Source organism: Streptococcus sp. 21.1, assembly GCF_016648635.1.
Lineage (GTDB): Bacteria > Bacillota > Bacilli > Lactobacillales > Streptococcaceae > Streptococcus.
Genome location: NZ_JACLQL010000003.1, coordinates 1 through 18807, shown reverse-complemented (window position 1 = coordinate 18807; position 18807 = coordinate 1). Strand labels below are relative to the sequence as shown.

At 39.3% G+C, this 18807-nt stretch carries 20 protein-coding genes; 18 read left to right on the top strand and 2 right to left on the bottom strand.

Annotation, left to right across the window (positions count from 1 at the left end; all coding sequences use genetic code 11):
- The 8 genes from H7U01_RS03125 (at nt 1) to H7U01_RS03090 (ending at nt 7733) form a co-directional block, all read left to right on the top strand.
- On the top strand, nt 1-591 hold the full coding sequence (locus tag H7U01_RS03125; RefSeq protein ID WP_110981457.1) for a class I SAM-dependent methyltransferase: 591 nt from the start codon (nt 1-3) through the stop codon (nt 589-591).
- On the top strand, nt 588-1865 hold the full coding sequence (locus tag H7U01_RS03120) for a pyrimidine-nucleoside phosphorylase (protein WP_110981456.1): 1278 nt from the start codon (nt 588-590) through the stop codon (nt 1863-1865). Before H7U01_RS03125 ends, H7U01_RS03120 begins: the two co-directional genes overlap by 4 nt.
- Nucleotides 1866-1898: 33 nt before the next feature.
- The gene (gene deoC, locus H7U01_RS03115) at nt 1899-2561 is read left to right on the top strand and encodes a deoxyribose-phosphate aldolase (protein ID WP_201041099.1); all 663 of its coding nucleotides are present in this window, start codon (nt 1899-1901) and stop codon (nt 2559-2561) included.
- Nucleotides 2548-2946: a cytidine deaminase gene (locus H7U01_RS03110; protein WP_070438321.1), complete on the top strand. Its 399-nt coding sequence runs from the start codon at nt 2548-2550 to the stop codon at nt 2944-2946. Before deoC ends, H7U01_RS03110 begins: the two co-directional genes overlap by 14 nt.
- A 67-nt stretch (nt 2947-3013) precedes the next feature.
- A complete protein-coding gene (locus H7U01_RS03105; RefSeq protein WP_277619134.1) occupies nt 3014-4078 on the top strand; it encodes a BMP family lipoprotein in 1065 nt (354 codons plus the stop codon).
- Nucleotides 4079-4176: 98 nt separating this feature from the next.
- Nucleotides 4177-5715: an ABC transporter ATP-binding protein gene (locus H7U01_RS03100; protein ID WP_004182049.1), complete on the top strand. Its 1539-nt coding sequence runs from the start codon at nt 4177-4179 to the stop codon at nt 5713-5715.
- Nucleotides 5708-6775 carry an ABC transporter permease gene (locus tag H7U01_RS03095; protein WP_004182077.1) on the top strand — a complete coding sequence of 356 codons (1068 nt, stop codon included), beginning with the start codon at nt 5708-5710 and terminating at the stop codon, nt 6773-6775. Before H7U01_RS03100 ends, H7U01_RS03095 begins: the two co-directional genes overlap by 8 nt.
- Before the next feature lies 1 nt (nt 6776).
- Nucleotides 6777-7733: an ABC transporter permease gene (locus H7U01_RS03090; protein WP_175057617.1), complete on the top strand. Its 957-nt coding sequence runs from the start codon at nt 6777-6779 to the stop codon at nt 7731-7733.
- 92 nt (nt 7734-7825) lie between these two features.
- Here the strand turns inward: H7U01_RS03090 and H7U01_RS03085 are convergent, their stop codons facing one another.
- Nucleotides 7826-8461 carry an MBL fold metallo-hydrolase gene (locus tag H7U01_RS03085; RefSeq protein WP_148512539.1) on the bottom strand — a complete coding sequence of 212 codons (636 nt, stop codon included), beginning with the start codon at nt 8459-8461 and terminating at the stop codon, nt 7826-7828.
- 95 nt (nt 8462-8556) lie between these two features.
- On the opposite strand from H7U01_RS03085, the gene H7U01_RS03080 reads away from it, so the two are divergent.
- From H7U01_RS03080 to queF, 10 genes are all read left to right on the top strand, one after another.
- Nucleotides 8557-11043, top strand: coding sequence for a bifunctional DnaQ family exonuclease/ATP-dependent helicase (locus H7U01_RS03080; RefSeq protein ID WP_201041098.1), 2487 nt, complete (start codon nt 8557-8559; stop codon nt 11041-11043).
- A gap of 157 nt (nt 11044-11200) precedes the next feature.
- Nucleotides 11201-11683 carry a DUF5590 domain-containing protein gene (locus H7U01_RS03075; RefSeq protein WP_004182029.1) on the top strand — a complete coding sequence of 161 codons (483 nt, stop codon included), beginning with the start codon at nt 11201-11203 and terminating at the stop codon, nt 11681-11683.
- A gap of 4 nt (nt 11684-11687) precedes the next feature.
- Nucleotides 11688-12869 (top strand): pyridoxal phosphate-dependent aminotransferase, encoded by a 1182-nt coding sequence (locus tag H7U01_RS03070; protein WP_201041097.1) that lies wholly within the window; start codon nt 11688-11690, stop codon nt 12867-12869.
- A gap of 36 nt (nt 12870-12905) precedes the next feature.
- Nucleotides 12906-14252 (top strand): asparagine--tRNA ligase, encoded by a 1347-nt coding sequence (gene asnS / locus H7U01_RS03065; RefSeq protein ID WP_201041096.1) that lies wholly within the window; start codon nt 12906-12908, stop codon nt 14250-14252.
- 26 nt (nt 14253-14278) lie between these two features.
- On the top strand, nt 14279-14686 hold the full coding sequence (locus H7U01_RS03060) for a hypothetical protein (RefSeq protein ID WP_070476107.1): 408 nt from the start codon (nt 14279-14281) through the stop codon (nt 14684-14686).
- A 108-nt stretch (nt 14687-14794) separates the two neighbouring features.
- Nucleotides 14795-15175, top strand: a complete 381-nt coding sequence (locus H7U01_RS03055; RefSeq protein ID WP_002891112.1) for a RidA family protein — start codon at nt 14795-14797, stop codon at nt 15173-15175.
- A gap of 174 nt (nt 15176-15349) precedes the next feature.
- Nucleotides 15350-16003, top strand: coding sequence for a 7-cyano-7-deazaguanine synthase QueC (queC, locus tag H7U01_RS03050; protein WP_201041095.1), 654 nt, complete (start codon nt 15350-15352; stop codon nt 16001-16003).
- The gene (gene queD, locus H7U01_RS03045) at nt 16003-16446 is read left to right on the top strand and encodes a 6-carboxytetrahydropterin synthase QueD (protein WP_045772391.1); all 444 of its coding nucleotides are present in this window, start codon (nt 16003-16005) and stop codon (nt 16444-16446) included. The genes queC and queD overlap by 1 nt, the downstream gene beginning before the upstream one ends.
- Nucleotides 16439-17155 (top strand): 7-carboxy-7-deazaguanine synthase QueE, encoded by a 717-nt coding sequence (gene queE / locus H7U01_RS03040; RefSeq protein WP_201041094.1) that lies wholly within the window; start codon nt 16439-16441, stop codon nt 17153-17155. The genes queD and queE overlap by 8 nt, the downstream gene beginning before the upstream one ends.
- A gap of 122 nt (nt 17156-17277) precedes the next feature.
- The gene (queF, locus tag H7U01_RS03035; protein WP_201041093.1) at nt 17278-17769 is read left to right on the top strand and encodes a preQ(1) synthase; all 492 of its coding nucleotides are present in this window, start codon (nt 17278-17280) and stop codon (nt 17767-17769) included.
- Between the two features lie 808 nt (nt 17770-18577).
- Here the strand turns inward: queF and H7U01_RS10065 are convergent.
- A partial coding sequence (locus H7U01_RS10065) for an alanine-zipper protein (protein ID WP_398578375.1) occupies nt 18578-18807 on the bottom strand: 230 nt, incomplete at its 5' end.

Genomic DNA, 18807 nt, shown 5'->3' with positions numbered 1-18807 from the left:
ATGTCAAAAATGTATTATGCTGAGACGCCAGATGCGGCTCACGATATTCATGATTTAAAGGTAAATTTGTTAGGAGAAAGTTTTCAGTTTTATACGGATGCTGGGGTTTTCTCTAAAAAAATGATTGATTATGGAAGTCAAGTGCTTTTGAGTGCATTAGATTTGGAAGCTGGAAACACACTATTAGATGTGGGCTGTGGCTACGGTCCTCTTGGTATTAGTTTGGCCAAGGTACAAGGAGTCAAAGTCACAATGATTGACATCAATAGTAGGGCAATTGATTTAGCGAAACAAAATGCTGAACGAAATAAGGTTGAAGCTACTATTTTCCAATCGAATGTCTATGAAAATGTTACTGGAAGTTTTGACTATATTATTTCTAATCCACCTATCCGTGCTGGCAAGAAGGTGGTTCATCAAGTTATTGAGGAGGCATATGATTATCTCAATCAAGGTGGTAACCTAACTATTGTTATTCAGAAAAAACAAGGAGCTCCGTCAGCTAAAGCTAAGATGGAGGATGTGTTTGGTAATGCTGAAGTCGTTAAAAAGGATAAAGGATATTATATCCTTAGAAGTGAGAAAATATGAGAACCGTTGATTTAATTGAAAAGAAAAGAGATGGAGGCGAGTTAAGCACAGAGGAAATTTCATATCTCATTAATGGCTATGTGTCTGGGAAAATTCCAGACTATCAGATAGCTGCACTGGCGATGGCAATTTATTATCAAGGAATGTCTATTCGTGAAATCCATGATTTGACCACTGATATGGTTGCTTCAGGTGAACAATATGATTTGTCGGAAATTCCAGGTGTTAAGGTAGATAAACATTCGACCGGTGGTGTTGGCGATAAGGTAACCATCATCCTTATGCCACTTGTAGCTAGCTTTGGTGTTCCAGTAGCTAAGATGAGTGGTCGTGGTCTTGGACATACAGGTGGAACGATTGACAAATTAGAGTCTATCAAAGGCTATCAGGTTGAGCGTAGCAAGGAAGAGTTCATTCAGCAAGTTAAAGACATTGGAATTTCCCTCATTGGTCAGTCTGAGCATTTAGTTAAGGCTGATAAACTTCTTTATGCCTTGCGTGATGTCACTGCAACAGTAGATTCCATTCCTCTAATCGCAAGCTCTGTTATGTCCAAAAAGATTGCAGCAGGCGCTGATAAGATTTTACTGGATGTTACTGTTGGTCAAGGCGCTTTTATGAAAAATATGTCTGACGCTGAGAAGTTGTCTGAAACCATGGTTGCACTAGGTCATGAGGTCAATCGTGAAACGATTGCAGTTATTACAGATATGAGCCAGCCACTAGGTAAGGCTATTGGTAACCGTTTAGAAATCACAGAGGCTATTGAAATTATGCAAGGTAGGGGACGTGAAGATATCACTGACTTTATCTGTGAGTTGGCTGAGATTCTATTAGATTTAGCTCAGGTTGAAGCTAGTCAGGAAGAGATTCGTCAGCACTTAGTGGGTGGAAAAGCTCTTGCTAAGTTTGAAGAACTCATTCAAGCTCAAGGTGGTGATTTGACCGATCTTTATCGTCATACCAGTGCTCCTGTCGTGACAGATATTCATGCTCATGAAACAGGTTACATTAAAGAGTTACCTGCTATGGCATTTGGGAAATTTGCCATGCAATTAGGAGCAGGTCGAGCTACGAAGTCAGATAGTCTTAATTATGAAACAGGAATTGTATTTGAAAAGAAAGTTGGCGATTCTGTGACTCAAGGAGACCTTATTGCCAAGGTCTATAGCCAAGAAATTTTATCTGAAAAAATGCTGACTGAATTCGAAAAAAATGTTATTATTGGTAGAGTGTGTAAAAAGCCAAATGAAATATTAAAAATTATTTCTTAGGCCTTAATCCAAATCTAATTAAGGAGTTTGTCTATGTCTGTTAATAGCTATATTGACCATACCTTACTAAAAGCTGATGCTAATAAAGAACAGATTCTTTCCTTAATTGATGAGGCTAAGAAGTATGAGTTTGCCAGCGTCTGTGTTAATCCAACTTGGGTCAAAACGGCAGCTGAATTGCTAAAAGATAGTTCTGTTAAAGTTTGTACGGTTATCGGTTTTCCTTTGGGAGCATCGACTTCTGCAGTTAAGGCTTTTGAAGCCAAGGATGCTATTGCCAATGGGGCGGATGAAATTGATATGGTAATCAATATCGGTGCTCTTAAATCTAGAAATCTTAAATTAGTTGAAGACGATATTAAAGCTGTTGTTGAAGCTAGTGGAAGAAAACTTGTGAAGGTTATTATTGAAACTTGTCTATTGACTGATGAAGAAAAGGTCGAAGCTTGCCAATTAGCAAAACTGGCAGGTGCAGATTTTGTGAAGACATCTACAGGGTTTTCTACTGGTGGTGCTACCATTGAAAATATTGAACTTATGCGAGAAGCTGTTGGTCCTATTATGGGAGTCAAGGCATCTGGTGGAGCACGTACACTTGAGGCGGCTAAAGCCTTTATCAAAGCTGGTGCAACCCGTATTGGTACTTCGTCAGGAGTGGCCATAATGAAAGGGCAAGAAAGTCATGACAGTTATTGAAAAAGAGCAAGTGATAGAAGCAGCTCGATTGGCAGCAGAAAATGCCTATGTTCCCTACTCTAAGTTTAGAGTTGGTGCGGCTTTGATTACAAAAAATGGAGAAATCTTTCAAGGCTGCAATATAGAAAATGCCTCTTTTGGATTGACCAATTGTGCAGAAAGAACGGCTATTTTTAAAGCGGTATCTGAAGGACACCGTGACTTTGAATGTCTCGCAGTATACGGAGACACCAAAGAGCCCATCTCACCGTGTGGTGCTTGTCGCCAAGTGATGGTTGAATTTTTTAAATCCGATTCTAAAGTGATTCTTATCGCTGAAGATAAATCGACAGTCGAGATGACAGTCGGAGAGTTGTTACCATACTCTTTTACGGACTTACAATAGTCTAGTTGTTTTATTCTTTATTAAGCAAGTTTTCTTGCAAGTTATAGGAGGAGTGTTCAAGATGAAATTGAACAAGAAAATTATCGGTCTTGGCCTTGTTGCTGTAGCAGCACTTGGTCTTGCAGCATGTGCTCGTGGCGGACGCGGTGGATCATCAGCTGATTCTAAAGTTAAAGCTGCTATCGTTACAGATACTGGTGGGGTAGATGATAAATCATTTAACCAATCAGCATGGGAAGGACTCCAAGAGTGGGGTAAAGCTAACAAACTTAAAAAAGATTCTGGCTTTACTTACTTCCAATCAAACTCAGAGTCTGACTTTGCAAACAATATGTCAGCTGCTCAAAGCCAAGGTTACAACCTCATCTTTGGTGTTGGTTTTGCCCTTCATGATGCTGTTTCAGATGCTGCTAAGGAACATGAAGATGTTAACTACGTAATCATTGATGATGTCATCAAAGACCAAAAGAATGTTGAGAGCGTTTTGTTTGCTGATAACGAAGGTGCTTACCTTGCAGGTATCGCAGCAGCAATGCAATCAAAAACAAATAAAGTTGGTTTCATTGGTGGTCAAACATCAGATACAATTACACGTTTTGAAGCTGGTTTCACAGCAGGTGCTAAATCTGTAAAACCAGACATCGATGTACAAGTTCAATATGCTGAATCATTCTCAGACGCTGCTAAAGGTACAACAATTGCTTCAACTATGTACGCTTCAGGCGTTGACGTAATCTATCAAGCAGCTGGTGGTACTGGTACTGGTGTCTTCACAGCAGCTAAAGAAGTTAACGAAAAACTTGATGCTGACAGCGATAAGAAAGTTTGGGTAATCGGTGTTGACCGTGACCAAAATGCAGAAGGTAACTATACATCTTCAGACAAGAAAAAATCTAACTTTGTTTTGACTTCAACAATCAAAAAAGTTGGTACAGTTGTTAAAGATATCGCTAACGGACAACTTAAAGGCGATAAATTTGAAGGTGGTTCTACTAAGACTTATGGTATCAAAGATGGTGGTGTTGACATCGTAACATCTAAGCTTCCTTCTGATATCAAGGATGCAGTAGAAAAAGCTAAAGAACAAATCAAGAATGGTGAATTGAAACCAACTGATGGTCTTAGCAAATAATCCATAATATCTAAACTGGGACAATTTTTGTCTCAGCAAAGGGAAGCAGTTTATATTTCCCTTTGCTGATATAAAAATAATTCTTGAAAGGAGATTGTATGACGAAGCCAAATGTCATTGAGATGCACGATATTACCAAAAAATTTGGTGAATTTGTGGCAAATGATCATATCAATCTTGATGTGAGACCAGGAGAAATCCATGCCCTCCTCGGTGAAAATGGTGCTGGTAAGTCAACCTTAATGAACATGCTTGCAGGTCTTTTACAGCCAACAAGCGGGATTATTAAGGTTAATGGACAAGAGGTGACGATTGATTCACCTTCGAAAGCAACGAAATTGGGGATTGGGATGGTTCACCAACACTTTATGTTGGTTGAAGCTTTTACAGTTGCTGAGAATATCATCCTGGGTAGTGAGGTAACCAAAGCTGGTGGTGTCCTTGATATGAAGAAGGCTATTAAGGAAATTACTGAGCTCTCTGAAAGATATGGTCTTGCGGTAGATCCAACAGCTAAGGTGGCAGATATTTCTGTTGGTGCTCAACAGCGTGTTGAAATCCTTAAGACTCTGTATCGTGGTGCTGATATTTTGATTTTCGATGAACCGACTGCGGTATTGACTCCGTCTGAAATTACTGAACTTCTAAACATCATGAAAACCTTGGTCAAAGAAGGCAAGTCAATTATCCTTATCACCCATAAATTGGATGAGATTCGTGCGGTTTCTGACCGTGTCACAGTTATCCGTCGTGGTAAATCAATTGATACAGTGACAATTGAAGGATCAACAAATGCTGACTTGGCCGAAATGATGGTTGGTCGTCATGTCTCCTTTAAAACAGAAAAAATTCCTTCAAATCCAAAAGAAGTTGTTCTTTCTATTAAAGATTTGGTGGTTAATGAGAACCGTGGTGTTCCTGCCGTTAAGAACTTATCTTTAGATGTTCGTGCGGGTGAAATCATCGGTATTGCCGGTATTGATGGTAACGGTCAAACAGAGCTTGTTCAAGCGATTACTGGACTACGTAAAGTTAAGTCTGGTGACATTACCATCAAGGGTGAATCTATTATTCATAAGACAACTCGTCAGATTACAGAGATGAGTGTTGGTCATATTCCTGAAGACCGTCACCGTGACGGTATGGTTCTTGAAATGACAGTAGCTGAAAATATTGCCCTTCAAACCTACTACAAGGAGCCAAATTCGAAAAATGGTATCTTGAACTATAATGTTATCAATGCTAAAGCTCGAGAATTGATGGAAGAATTTGACGTTCGTGGTGCTGGAGAGTTGATTGCTGGTGGTGACCTGTCTGGTGGTAACCAACAAAAAGCTGTTATCGCCCGTGAAATTGACCGTGACCCAGAGCTTCTTATTGTCAGTCAACCAACTCGTGGTCTTGACGTAGGTGCCATTGAATACATCCGTAAACGTATTATCGCTGAACGTGATAAAGGTAAGGCTGTTATTGTTGTCAGCTTTGAATTGGATGAAATTCTTGATATGTCAGACAGAATTGCAGTTATCTATGATGGTGCAATTCAAGGTATCTTAGATCCTGCTGAAACGAATAAGCAAGATCTTGGTATCCTAATGGCTGGTGGACAATTGAATAAGGAGGAAGCAAATGTCTAAGAAAACACAAAATTGGGCAGTTCCTTTGATTGCTGTCCTCTTGGGAATGTTGATCGGGGCCGTATTGATGTTAATCTTTGGTTACGATCCATTCTGGGCTTACTATGATCTCTTCAGTACAGCCTTCGGTTCTTTGAAAAATATTGGTGAAATTCTTCGTGCCATGAGTCCCTTGATTCTTATCGCACTCGGATTTTCTGTAGCATCTAAAGCTGGTTTCTTTAACGTTGGTTTGCCTGGTCAGGCTTTAGCAGGTTGGACTTCGGCTGTATGGTTTGCATTATCATTTCCAGAATTACCAAAAGTAGTTTCAGTTTTCTGTACAGTAATCATCGGTCTAGTAGCTGGTGGTATCGCTGGTGCAATTCCGGGTATTCTTCGTGCTTACTTGGGAACTAGTGAGGTCATTGTTACCATCATGATGAACTACATCATTTTGTATGTAGCAAACAATATTGTTCGATTTGGTTTTACAGCCGACATGTTACGTTCATCAGAAGCATCTAATAAGGTCGCAGCCTCTGCAAGCTATCAAACAGAATTCTTATCCTCTCTAACCGGTGGCTCACGTTTTAATATTGGTTTCTTCCTTGCTCTTGCAGCAGTTTTCCTTGTTTGGTTCATGCTCAAGAAAACAACAACTGGTTTTGAAATTACATCTGTAGGTCTTAACCCTCATGCATCTGAATATGCAGGGATGTCATCAAAACGTGTTATTATCATGTCTATGATTATTTCAGGTGCCCTTTGTGGACTTGGAGGAACAGTAGAAGGACTTGGTACCTTCCAAAATGCCTTTGTTCAAAACTCTTCATTGGCAATTGGTTGGAACGGTATGGCGGTTGCTCTTTTGGCTACTAATTCACCTATTGGTATTCCGTTTGCTGCCCTTCTTTATGGTGTCTTGTCTGTAGGTAAGAGTGGTATGATTGGTGTGCCTCCTGAAGTTATCGACGTTGTATCTGCTTTGATTATCTTCTTTGTCGGTGCTAACTATATTATTAGATATTGGGTTCGCCCTCGTCAAAAGTCAGTGAAAGCTAAAGGAGGACAAAACTAATATGGACTTCATTACAATTTTAGCCTTGATTGTTGCCTCTATGCTGAAATACTCAGCACCATTGATTTTCACAAGTATCGGTGGTACTTTCTCTGAACGAGGCGGTATCGTAAATGTCGGTCTTGAGGGAATCATGGTTATTGGAGCCTTCGCAGGTGTTCTCTTTAACTTGAATTTTGCAGATAGTTTTGGTGATGCAACTCCTTGGATTGCCGCAATTGTAGCAGGTCTTATTGGTCTTGTTTACTCATTGCTCCACGCGGTTGCGACCATTAATTTCCGTGCGGATCATGTTGTCTCTGGTACGGTATTGAACTTGATTGCTCCATCTTTAGCAGTCTTTCTGACACGTGTTATCTTTGGTGCCGGCCAAACACCAGCTATTAGCCATAACTTTAAAACTGTATCATTTCCAATTTTGAGCCACATTCCAGTCTTGGGTAAAGTCTTCTTTACGAACGTTTCCTTGATTGCATATGTAGCGATTTTGGTTTCAGTTGTGTCTTGGTGGGTTATCTTCAAGACTCGCTTTGGTTTGCGTCTTCGCTCAGTAGGTGAGCACCCACAGGCAGCGGATACACTTGGTATTAATGTTTACCGTATGCGCTACTATGGTGTCATGATTTCAGGATTCCTTGGTGGTGTTGGTGGTGCAGTTTATGCTCAATCCATCTCTAACAACTTTGCTGTTACAACAATTGCAGGTCCTGGTTTCATCGCCTTGGCTGCTATGATTTTTGGTCGTTGGAATCCAGTTGGAGCTATGCTCTCAAGTTTATTCTTCGGTTTGTCACAATCATTGGCAATTATCGGGAAACAACTTCCGCTTATTTCACATGTACCAAATGTCTACTTGCAAATTGCACCATATGTCTTGACAATTATTGTCTTGGCTGCATTCTTTGGTAAAGCAGTAGCACCAAAAGCTGATGGTGTTAACTATATCAAATCTAAATAAATACAATCTAGTATTTCAAGTAAGAAGGTCTTTAGACCTTCTTTTTTATGCATGTAAAAAGCCCAGCTTTATAGTTTGCTGAGCTTTTATTCTTATGAAAAATGTGGGTTAAAGTTTTTTTCGTGGCCTATAGTAGTGTCCCAACCGTGTCCGGGGAATACCTTGTAGTGGTTAGGAAGGGTGAAGAGTTGCTCTCGAATACTAGTGAGTAACTGATCGTGGTTTCCTGTTGGGAGGTCCCAGCGTCCAATTGTTTCTTTAAAGAGGGCATCACCAGAAAAGACGATTTCTTCTTCATCGAAAATTAAAGAAATGCCTCCGATAGAATGTCCTGGGGTTGGAACAACTTTAAACTGGAAATCCTCGATTTTATAGTCCTGAGTGAAATCGAAGTAGTATTCTGCTGGATTGACAATAACGTCTTCCATATCGTCATGACGTGGAAGTCCCGATAAATTATCAATAGGATTCATCAACCAGTCTTTTTCAGCCTCTGCAACATAAACAGGAGGGTAATTATAAGCTTGACGGACTGCCTCAACACTCATAATGTGATCGTAGTGTGTATGTGTCAAGAGGATAGCAGCAACAGGTTTATCACTTGCTTTAAGCTCAGCTAAGATAGCAGAAGTATCACTTCCCGGATCAATGACTAGACAAGCTGTATCGTTTTCTAAAATATAGGTGTTTTCCTGGGCAACAGGATTTAAAATTCGTCTTATTTTCATAGCTCTAGTGTAGCACGAATTTCAGGCTTTTTCCAATATCAGAATGATGGCTTTGTCTTTTTTTGGGGCTTTGGATATGCTATAATAAGGTCACTATGAGTGAAAAAAACACGAATAAATATGCCATTGTTGACTTGGAAGCAACCTCCGCTTCGTCAACGGCTAGTATTATACAGGTGGGAATTGTCGTCATGCAAAATGGTCAGGTGATTGACGAATTTGCGAGTGATGTTAACCCACACCAAGAACTAGATGATCACATTATTCATTTAACAGGGATTACCGATCAGCAGTTGGCTCAAGCCCCAGATTTCTCAGAAATTGCTAGAACCATTTTTGAACTGATTGAGGACTGTATTTTTGTTGCCCATAATGTTAAATTTGATGCCAATTTGCTTGCAGAGGCTCTTTTCATGGAGGGCTTCGAACTAAGGACTCCTCGTGTGGATACTGTCGAATTGGCTCAGGTCTTTTATCCGACGTTAGAACAATATAAGCTATCTCATTTATCCAAGGTTCTTAATCTTGACCTAGCTCAGGCCCATACAGCTATTGAAGATGCGAGAGCGACCGGACAGCTTTTGTTTCATTTGATGGATAAGATTGCTAGCTTACCTAGACAGACCATTGAGATGCTTTTGACCTTTTCAGATAATCTTCTTTTTGAAACTGAGTTGGTTATTCGTGATGCTATAAGAGGTCAAAATTTAGGTCTATCAAAAGAATATGTCATGCTTGAAGAATCTGGAATTGTTCTTCGTAGACCTTTGACTAATAAGGCAGAACGAAAACTGTCTCAAGATTTTGCTACCAATATTGCTCTCTTGGATTTGGAATCAAGACCTAAACAAAGAGAGTTTGCTGAGGCAGTAAGAAGGGAGCTTGATAATACTGATATTTCCATGATTCAGGCTCAGACTGGAATCGGGAAAACCTATGGCTATTTGCTTCCCTTGTTGGCACAGTCTGATGTAGATAAAGTGGTGGTGGCTGTTCCGACCAAGCTCCTTCAAAATCAGATTATGAATCAGGAAGCTAAAGCCTTATCGGATGTCTTTAATATTAACTTTCATAGTCTCAAAGGACCTCAGAATTATATCAAATTAGATGCATTCTACCAGACCTTACTTCGTCAGGATAGTAACCGTTTGATTAATCGTTACAAAATGCAACTCTTGGTTTGGTTGACTGAAACAGAGACAGGGGATCTTGACGAAATCAGACAAAAGCAGCGCTATATGGCTTATTTCGATGAGATTAAGCACGATGGTAAGCTAAAAGCTGACAGTCTTTTTACTGAATATGATTTCTGGCAACAGTCCTATCAAAAAGCCCAAGAAGCAAGGGTAGTTGTGACCAATCATGCTTATCTTTTGAGACGTATGGAAGATGATCATGATTTTGTTCGAGGAAAGACTCTTGTGATTGATGAGGGACAAAAGATGGTTCTGGCTTTGGAACAATTTTCACGTCATCAAGTCAATCTTACGGTCCTTTTGCAACATATTCATCGAATTCTTGATAGTGGTAGTCAAACCCTGCTTCAACAACGCTTGCTCGAAAATTTGCAGTTTGAAGTTAGCCATCTAATCCAAGAACATCAACAATTTCCTCAGAAGCAGTATAATCGCCAGCAATTAGAACGTTTGCTACAAACCATTTCTGAACTGGAAGGTGAAAGTGATTTGATGGAGATGTTGTCTCCACTTAAGACACCTCTTTACAGTCATTTCTGGCTTGAAACAGACTATTATCAGGAACATCGGGTGACCTATTTAAAGGCGTCACGTCAAGAGCTCTTAGAGCTTTCAGCTTATCTACCAAGTGCTCAAAAAGTGATAATTGTTTCAGCAACTATTGATGTAGGACCTGATGTTGATGTGGCTGATTTGTTGGGCTTAAAACAGGTACGCAAGGTTAGCCTCCCAATGGACACTTTACCCAATCAAGCTATTTGGATTGATCAAAGTATGCCTATGATTGGTATTGCTTCTGAGGAAGAGTATGAAGTTGCTCTTGCAAAGCGTCTCCAGAAGCTATCTGAAATGGAATATCCAATTTTAGTACTATTCACGTCTCGAAAGAGTATGATGGCTGTTTCAGATTTATTGGATCATAGGGAAGTTCGTCACCTAACTCAAGAGAAAAATGGGACTGCTTTTAATGTCAAAAAACGTTTTGATAGAGGTGAGACCAATCTCCTTCTGGGTATGGGGGCGTTCTGGGAAGGTGTGGACTTTGCCCAACAAGATAGGGTAATTGAGGTTATTGCACGTCTGCCGTTTGACAATCCTAAGGATCCATTCTATCAAAAGATTGAATCTTGGTTTTCTAAGCAAGGAAAGAGCACATTTGATAGTTACAGTCTTCCCATGACGGTTTTACGTTTTAAACAAGCTATTGGGCGTGCTCAGAGACGTCCAGAACAGCGCTCGGCTATTCTTCTTATGGATAATCGCCCGCTCGTTAAGAGTTATGGAAAACTATTTCTAAAAGAAGTGACACAAGAAGTTGCGCTTAAGCACGCTAAGTTCGAGGAAGTCAAAGAGGATATTCAGGATTTCTTAGAACAAGAAAGTTAACTTTTTAAAACCAACCTTTTCTAAGATTACTTAGGTTTCATAAATTTTACTGACTTATAAAAAAGATAGACTTAATTGCTCAATACTAGCTATATTGCTATGTAAAGATTTATCATTTTCTGATATAATAAATTCAGAAACTTTTTTAGGAGGCATTATGCGTAAACAACGTTCACCCTGGACCAAAAAGCAACAGTTCATTTTTGGAATAATTGTAATCGTTGTGACCTTAATTGCCTCTTTGACTGCTATTCTTATTGTAGCGACTAAGCCTTATGTAGACGCTGAAAAGAAGGTTATTGCCATAGCAGAGAGCAAAGCAGATATTAAGACTGTTACTGAATTTGATATCTACCATGGTGAGGCAACCTACTACGGACTTCTTGGAAAGTCTGGTCAAGGTGAGAAACTAGCTGTTATCGTGAGTCATGATTCAGGTGAGGTTGATATTTACAAGCAATCTGATGGTATAAGTAAGTCAGTGGCCAAGAAAGCTGCTAAGGCCTATGGTGCTAAGGATATATCCTATGTCCACCTAGGAAAATATGGCAAAACTCCTATTTGGGAAGTGAAGTCAGGAACCCAGTATTATCTGGTTGATTTTATCTCAGGTCAGGTTATTAAAGTGGAAGGACTATAATGAAATGACAAAATTATCAAATCGTGTATTACAAATGGAAGAAAGTGTTACTTTAGCTGCCAGTGCGCGTGCTAAAGCTCTTAAAGCTCAAGGACGTGATATCTTGAGTTTGACACTTGGTGAACCAGATTTTGTAACACCTAAGAATATTCAAGATGCTGCCATTGCCTCTATTGAAAATGGTAAGGCAAGTTTCTATACCGTAGCTTCTGGACTTCCAGAACTTAAGGATGCGATTAGCACTTACATGGAAAACTTCTATGGCTATGCTGTAAAACCAAATGAGGTTGTTGTCGGCACTGGTGCGAAGTTTATCTTATATGCTTTCTTTGCTACGGTCATCAATCCTGGTGATGAAGTCATTATTCCAACACCTTGCTGGGTTTCTTATGTAGACCAAGTTAAAATGGTTGAGGGTGTTCCGGTCACTTTCCAAACGACTGAAGCTAATCACTTTAAAGCAACGGTTGAACAACTTGAAGCGGCCCGTACTGAAAAAACTAAAGTTGTCTTGCTTAATTCTCCATCAAATCCAACAGGAATGATTTATAGTAAGGAAGAATTGCAAGCAATTGGTGACTGGGCGGTTGAGCACGATATCTTGATTTTAGCAGATGATATCTATGGCCGTTTGGTCTATAATGGCAACACCTTTACTCCAATTTCAAGTCTTTCAGATGCCATTCGTAAGCAAACAATCGTGATTAATGGTGTTTCCAAGACCTATGCTATGACAGGTTGGCGTGTTGGTTTTGCTGTCGGAGATCCAGAAATTATTTCAGGTATGGCTAAGATTATCAGTCAAACGACATCAAATCTTACAGCAGTTTCTCAATATGCTGCTATTGAAGCCTTAACAGGTGATCAGTCTTCTATCGAAGAAATGCGTCAAGCTTTTGAGGAACGTTTGAATACGATTTATCCACTCCTAGCTGAAGTGCCTGGTTTTGAAGTCATCAAACCTCAAGGTGCCTTTTACCTCTTCCCTAATGTTAAAAAAGCGATGGAAGTCAAGGGCTACACAAATGTTAATGATTTTACAAACGCTATTCTTGAAGAGGCTGAAGTCGCTTTGGTAACAGGTGCAGGATTCGGCGCACCTGAAAATATTCGTCTTAGCTATGCAACAGACTTAGATACTTTGAAAGAAGCAGTCCGCCGAATCAAAGCCTTTATGGAAAAATAGAATTAATATAGATCAAAAGAAAAGAGAAGTAATTACATGTCTAAACAATTAGTTTCAATTATTGATGTGCCTAAATACGTGGGCGAAGAAATCACTATCGGTGCATGGGTAGCTAACAAATCAGGTAAAGGAAAATTAGCCTTTCTTCAATTGCGTGATGGAACTGCCTTCTTCCAAGCGGTAGCTTTCAAACCTAACTTCATCGAAAAATACGGTGAAGAAGAAGGTACTGAAAAATTTGATACTGTTAAACGCCTTAGCCAAGAAACATCAGTTTATGTGACTGGTGTGGTTAAAGAAGACGAACGTTCAAAATTTGGTTACGAGTTGGATGTGACAGCAGTAGAAGTCATCGGTGAATCACATGATTACCCAATCACACCAAAAGAACACGGAACTGACTTCTTGATGGATAATCGTCACCTTTGGTTGCGTTCACGTAAACAAATGGCTGTCCAACAAATTCGTAATGCGATTATTTACGCAACTTACGAATTCTTTGATAAAAATGGTTTCATCAAATTTGATAGTCCAATTTTGTCAGGAAATGCAGCTGAAGATTCAACGGAATTGTTTGAAACGGATTACTTTGGTACACCTGCTTACCTAAGCCAATCTGGTCAGCTTTACCTTGAAGCTGGTGCCATGGCTCTTGGTCGTGTATTTGACTTTGGTCCTGTTTTCCGTGCCGAAAAATCAAAAACACGTCGTCACTTGACTGAGTTCTGGATGATGGATGCTGAGTATTCATTCTTGTCACATGATGAGTCACTTGATTTGCAAGAAGCTTATGTTAAAGCTCTTATTCAAGGTGTTATTGATCGTGCGCCACAAGCTCTTGAAATCCTTGAACGTGATGTAGATCTTCTTAAGAAATACATTGCTGAGCCATTCAAGCGCGTGTCATATGATGAAGCTATCGATCTTCTTCAAGCACATGAAAATGATGAAGATACTGATTACGAGCACCTTGAACATGGGGATGACTTCGGTTCACCACACGAAACTTGGATTTCTAACTATTTTGGTGTTCCAACATTCGTTGTTAATTATCCAGCAAGCTTCAAGGCCTTCTACATGAAACCAGTTCCTGGTAATCCTGAGCGCGTTCTTTGTGCAGACCTTTTGGCTCCAGAAGGTTATGGTGAAATCATCGGTGGTTCAATGCGTGAAGATGACTACGATGCTCTTGTAGCTAAAATGGATGAACTCGGAATGGACCGTTCAGAATACGAATTCTACCTTGACCTACGTAAATATGGTTCAGTACCACACGGTGGTTTTGGTATCGGTATTGAACGTATGGTTACTTTCGTAGCTGGAACAAAACACATCCGTGAAGCTATTCCATTCCCACGTATGTTGCACCGTATCAAACCATAAGTAAAATTCTTTAGGAGTGCAAAAGTATGAAAAGATGGTTACTTGGTCTTTTGGCCTTACTTTGTATGGTTTCAATAGTAGCTTGCAGCAAGTCTGCTCCCTCACTAGAGGGTGAATGGCATGCACAAGATGCCTTAAAGAAGGATTATACGATTGTCTTCAAGAAAGATAAGGTCAAGATTGGTGAGCAGGATTATAACTATACAGTGGATGGTCCCAAGTCTAAAGATGACTTTACCTATTATTCGCTTAAAGTAAAAGATCAGGGGAAAGAGACGACTTATACGGTATTTTTCCCAACTCAATCCAAAGAGGTTGCTCTCTTTCTAGAACCAAATGATGAGAAAGAGCCCCATAAGGGTCAAATGCTCTTTGCACTTAATAAAAAAGATAAACCAGACTACTATAGCTATGTTAAAAAGTATCTGAAATAGTAGGAGAAGGATTAGCCTAGCGCTGATTCTTTTCTTTTGGGAATTATATGTTTCAATTTTCAGAATATTTTGTTATAATAGCAACATATTAGTCAAAGGAGAACTATCATGGCAAAAACTATTCATACTGATAAAGCACCAGCAGCAATCGGACCTTATGTCCAAGGTAAAATTGTAGGCAACCTTTTGTTCGCTTCTGGTCAAGTACCATTGTCACCAGAAACAGGTGAAATCATTGGTGAAACAATTCAAGAACAAACAGAACAAGTTCTTAAAAATGTTGGTGCTATTTTGGCGGAAGCAGGTACAGACTTTGATCACGTTGTCAAAACAACTTGCTTCCTAAGTGACATTAACGATTTCGTTCCATTTAACGAAGTGTATGCAACTGCCTTTACATCTGATTTCCCAGCACGTTCTGCGGTAGAAGTGGCACGTTTGCCAAAAGATGTTAAAATTGAAATCGAAGTTATCGCTGAGATTGATTAATGAAGAGAGCCTTGGCTCTTTTCTTTTTTTCTCAACTATGATAGACTATTAAAGATAAATCATTTTCGATGTTTGGGAGACACCATCGCTAAAAAAAACCATTACTGGCGTTTTTTTGGCTCCCCCAAGGGGCCTTTTTATGTGTCTCAGACATCACGAATAAAGAGGAATATTATGAAACGTCAATCAGCTTTGGTCGTCTTTAGTGGCGGTCAAGATTCTACTACTTGCCTATTTTGGGCTCTAAAACATTATGAAACAGTTGAATTAGTTACTTTTGCATATGGCCAACGTCATAGCCTGGAAATTGAAGTAGCTAAAGAGATTGCGCAAGAACAAAGGCTTAAACACCATGTTTTGGACATGTCTTTGCTTGGTCAAATCACTGAAAATGCCTTAACATCTGATATTGAGATTGAGGCAGAAGAAGGTGAAGTTCCTAATACCTTTGTGGACGGGCGTAATCATCTTTTCCTTTCTTTTGCAGCTGTTCTAGCTAAGCAACGTGGTATTACTGACATTGTTACGGGTGTATGTGAGACAGACTTTTCTGGTTATCCAGACTGTCGTGATGTTTTTGTCAAATCGCTTAATGTCACACTTAATCTTGCCATGGCCTATGATTTTGTTATCCAAACCCCACTCATGTGGTTGGATAAGGCTGAGACTTGGGCTTTGGCTGACCAACTAGGAGCTTTTGACTATGTTCGTGAAAAAACGCTAACTTGCTATAACGGTATTATTGGAACTGGTTGTGGAGAATGCCCAGCCTGTCACTTGCGTCAAAAAGGCCTTGAAAAATATCTAGCAGAAAGAGGAGAAGCTTAATGTTCTTTGCACCGAAAGAAATCAAAAAAGAAACAGGTGAGTCTTTGGTTTACAATCCTCACCGTACAATGGTTTCTAAAGAGTTTACTTTTGATGCTGCCCACCATCTCTTTAATTATGAAGGCAAATGCAAATCACTTCATGGTCATACCTACCATCTTCAGATTGCAGTAAGTGGATACTTGGATGAGCGTGGCATGACCTTCGATTTTGGTGATCTAAAGAGCATTTATAAGGACCATTTGGAACCACAGTTAGATCACCGTTATCTCAATGAGACTTTGCCTTATATGAATACAACTGCGGAAAATATGGTTTTCTGGATTTTCCAGACGACGAGTCAACATCTGCCTGAGGAGAGAGGACTTCGTTTGGAATATGTGCGTCTTTATGAAACACCAACAGCCTTTGCAGAGTTTAGACGGGAGTGGTTGGATGACTAGAGAACGTGTACTCAAACTACCAGTGCTTGAAGTTTTTGGACCGACCTTTCAAGGGGAAGGTCGAGCTATCGGTCAAAAGACCATGTTTGTAAGGACAGCAGGATGTGATTACCATTGTGATTGGTGTGACTCTGCCTTTACTTGGGATGGGTCAGAGAAGCCAACACGTATGACAGCTGATGAAGTTATTGAGGCTTTAGATGCGCTAGGAACTTATGACTATGTTACTCTGTCTGGAGGAAACCCAGCTCTTTTAGCGGCAAATATGGCTGAACTCGTTTCAAAACTCAAGGCTAGAGGAGTGACTTTGGCCGTTGAAACTCAGGGTTCTCGCTGGCAGGAGTGGCTCAAGGATATTGATCAAGTAACCTTAAGTCCTAAACCACCATCATCCAAGATGGAAGTCAATATGGAAACCCTTGACTTTATTGTTTCACAACTTGATCCTGATAAAGTTACCTTCAAAGTTCCTGTTTTTGACGATGATGATTTAGCCTTTGCTAAAATGATTCAGGAACGTTATCAGCCAGATGTCATGTTTCTTTCGGCTGGTAATCCTGAACCGAAAGCAGAAGGTAATATTGTCCAACATCAATTAGGTCGCCTCAAAGAGCTTTGGGAGACAGTAGCTGCTGATGACTCATGGGGCAATGTGCGTGTTCTCCCTCAGCTTCATACTCTACTCTATGATAATGAGCGCGGAGTCTAATCTTCACATTCTATAAACTTAGAATTGATAGTTTTTTTACTTTTTTAATGATTAACATTAGAAATTTAGATTAAAAATTGACCATATAAAGGTCTAGAAAAATTAACAATAAAGGAAGAAAAATGTCACAACAAGAAGAAATGAAAAACCTCACTCTCCTTGGTAATAAGGAGACACCTTATATTTTTGAATACTCTCCACAAGTCTTGGAGTCTTTTGATAATCGTCATACTGATAATGATTACTTTATCAAATTCAACTGTCCAGAATTTACATCACTTTGTCCTATTACTGGGCAACCTGATTTTGCAAATATTTATATTTCTTATATTCCAGACCAGCTCTGCGTTGAGTCGAAATCTCTAAAGCTTTACCTATTTAGTTACCGTAATCACGGAGACTTCCATGAAAACTGTATTAATACCATTGGTAAAGATTTGGTGGAGCTTTTGAACCCTCGTTACTTGGAAGTTTGGGGTAAATTTACACCTCGTGGTGGTATCTCGATTGACCCTTATTATAATTACGGTCGTCCAGAAACTAAGTATGAAAAGATGGCAGAGCAACGTCTCTTTAATCACGATCTTTACCCAGAAAATATTGATAATCGTTAATGTCAAGCTAAAAGTCCTTATGTTAAGGGCTTTTTTATTTTGTTAAACACCTGTCTTTAGAGTGTAAAAGAAAGCTGATCAATTATTTTTTACAAGTAAAAGTAAAGTCATTCATTGTTAGTTTTTTATTGGTCTGTTCTTAGAAACTTCTATTATTAAAATAATTTGACAATAGAAGTATTATCTCCTACAATTAAAGTGTAAACAGAAGCGTAAGCGCTTGCTTATAAAAGGTATATTTGTTTTTAAAAAAGGGGATGAAGACAATGAGAAAAAGTTTACGTCTATTTTCGTGCGCTGTTTTAGGGGCAGCAATATTAGCACCAACGATAGTTGGTAATGATCATGCACAGGCCGATAGTTATTATGGCCGAGGTTACTATAATAACTATTCTTATAATCCATGGTATAACAACTATTATCCAAACTATGGTTATAACTACGGATACAATGGTTATTATCCAGGCTATAATTACAATTATGGCTATAACTACGGTTACAATAATTACTATCCAAACTATAACTATGGCTATAATTATGACTATAACAACTATAATCCTGGTTACAACAACTACAACGAATCAGGTACTTACCGCTATAGCAATGGGTATTTGTACTACATCTTGAGTGATGGTAGCTACTATGTTAACTATAACGGTCGTTGGGTTCGTGGTGGTGACTATAATAACAACAATAGTGGTTCTAACAATACACCAACGACAGGTTATGAGGTTTTGAGAAATGACCCTCACTACCGTTATGAAAATGGTACTCACTATTATTTGAAAGATAATGGCGATTATTACTATTATTCAAATGGTAAGTGGGTACTTGTTAAGGCTTCAAGCACAGATTCTGAAGCTCCAACAACTTCAACTGTAGATTCAACTTCATCAGCAAGCTCAGAAGCACCATCAACCGTAGATTCAACTTCATCAGCAACTTCAGAAGCACCATCAACAGTAGATTCAACTTCATCAGCAACTTCAGAAGCACCATCAACTGTAGCTTCAACGTAGTCAACTACTACAAAAGAAA

Coding starts and splice junctions, on each gene's coding strand:
- queC (WP_201041095.1), top strand. CDS start 15,350: ATGAAACGTCAATCAGCTTTGGTCGTCTTTAGTGGCGGTCAAGATTCT.
- H7U01_RS03125 (WP_110981457.1), top strand. CDS start 1: ATGTCAAAAATGTATTATGCTGAGACGCCAGATGCGGCTCACGATATT.
- H7U01_RS03080 (WP_201041098.1), top strand. CDS start 8,557: ATGAGTGAAAAAAACACGAATAAATATGCCATTGTTGACTTGGAAGCA.
- H7U01_RS03085 (WP_148512539.1), bottom strand. CDS start 8,461: ATGAAAATAAGACGAATTTTAAATCCTGTTGCCCAGGAAAACACCTAT.
- H7U01_RS03100 (WP_004182049.1), top strand. CDS start 4,177: ATGACGAAGCCAAATGTCATTGAGATGCACGATATTACCAAAAAATTT.
- asnS (WP_201041096.1), top strand. CDS start 12,906: ATGTCTAAACAATTAGTTTCAATTATTGATGTGCCTAAATACGTGGGC.
- queD (WP_045772391.1), top strand. CDS start 16,003: ATGTTCTTTGCACCGAAAGAAATCAAAAAAGAAACAGGTGAGTCTTTG.
- H7U01_RS03075 (WP_004182029.1), top strand. CDS start 11,201: ATGCGTAAACAACGTTCACCCTGGACCAAAAAGCAACAGTTCATTTTT.
- H7U01_RS03120 (WP_110981456.1), top strand. CDS start 588: ATGAGAACCGTTGATTTAATTGAAAAGAAAAGAGATGGAGGCGAGTTA.
- H7U01_RS03060 (WP_070476107.1), top strand. CDS start 14,279: ATGAAAAGATGGTTACTTGGTCTTTTGGCCTTACTTTGTATGGTTTCA.
- H7U01_RS03110 (WP_070438321.1), top strand. CDS start 2,548: ATGACAGTTATTGAAAAAGAGCAAGTGATAGAAGCAGCTCGATTGGCA.
- H7U01_RS03055 (WP_002891112.1), top strand. CDS start 14,795: ATGGCAAAAACTATTCATACTGATAAAGCACCAGCAGCAATCGGACCT.
- H7U01_RS03095 (WP_004182077.1), top strand. CDS start 5,708: ATGTCTAAGAAAACACAAAATTGGGCAGTTCCTTTGATTGCTGTCCTC.
- H7U01_RS03090 (WP_175057617.1), top strand. CDS start 6,777: ATGGACTTCATTACAATTTTAGCCTTGATTGTTGCCTCTATGCTGAAA.
- deoC (WP_201041099.1), top strand. CDS start 1,899: ATGTCTGTTAATAGCTATATTGACCATACCTTACTAAAAGCTGATGCT.
- queF (WP_201041093.1), top strand. CDS start 17,278: ATGTCACAACAAGAAGAAATGAAAAACCTCACTCTCCTTGGTAATAAG.
- H7U01_RS03070 (WP_201041097.1), top strand. CDS start 11,688: ATGACAAAATTATCAAATCGTGTATTACAAATGGAAGAAAGTGTTACT.
- queE (WP_201041094.1), top strand. CDS start 16,439: ATGACTAGAGAACGTGTACTCAAACTACCAGTGCTTGAAGTTTTTGGA.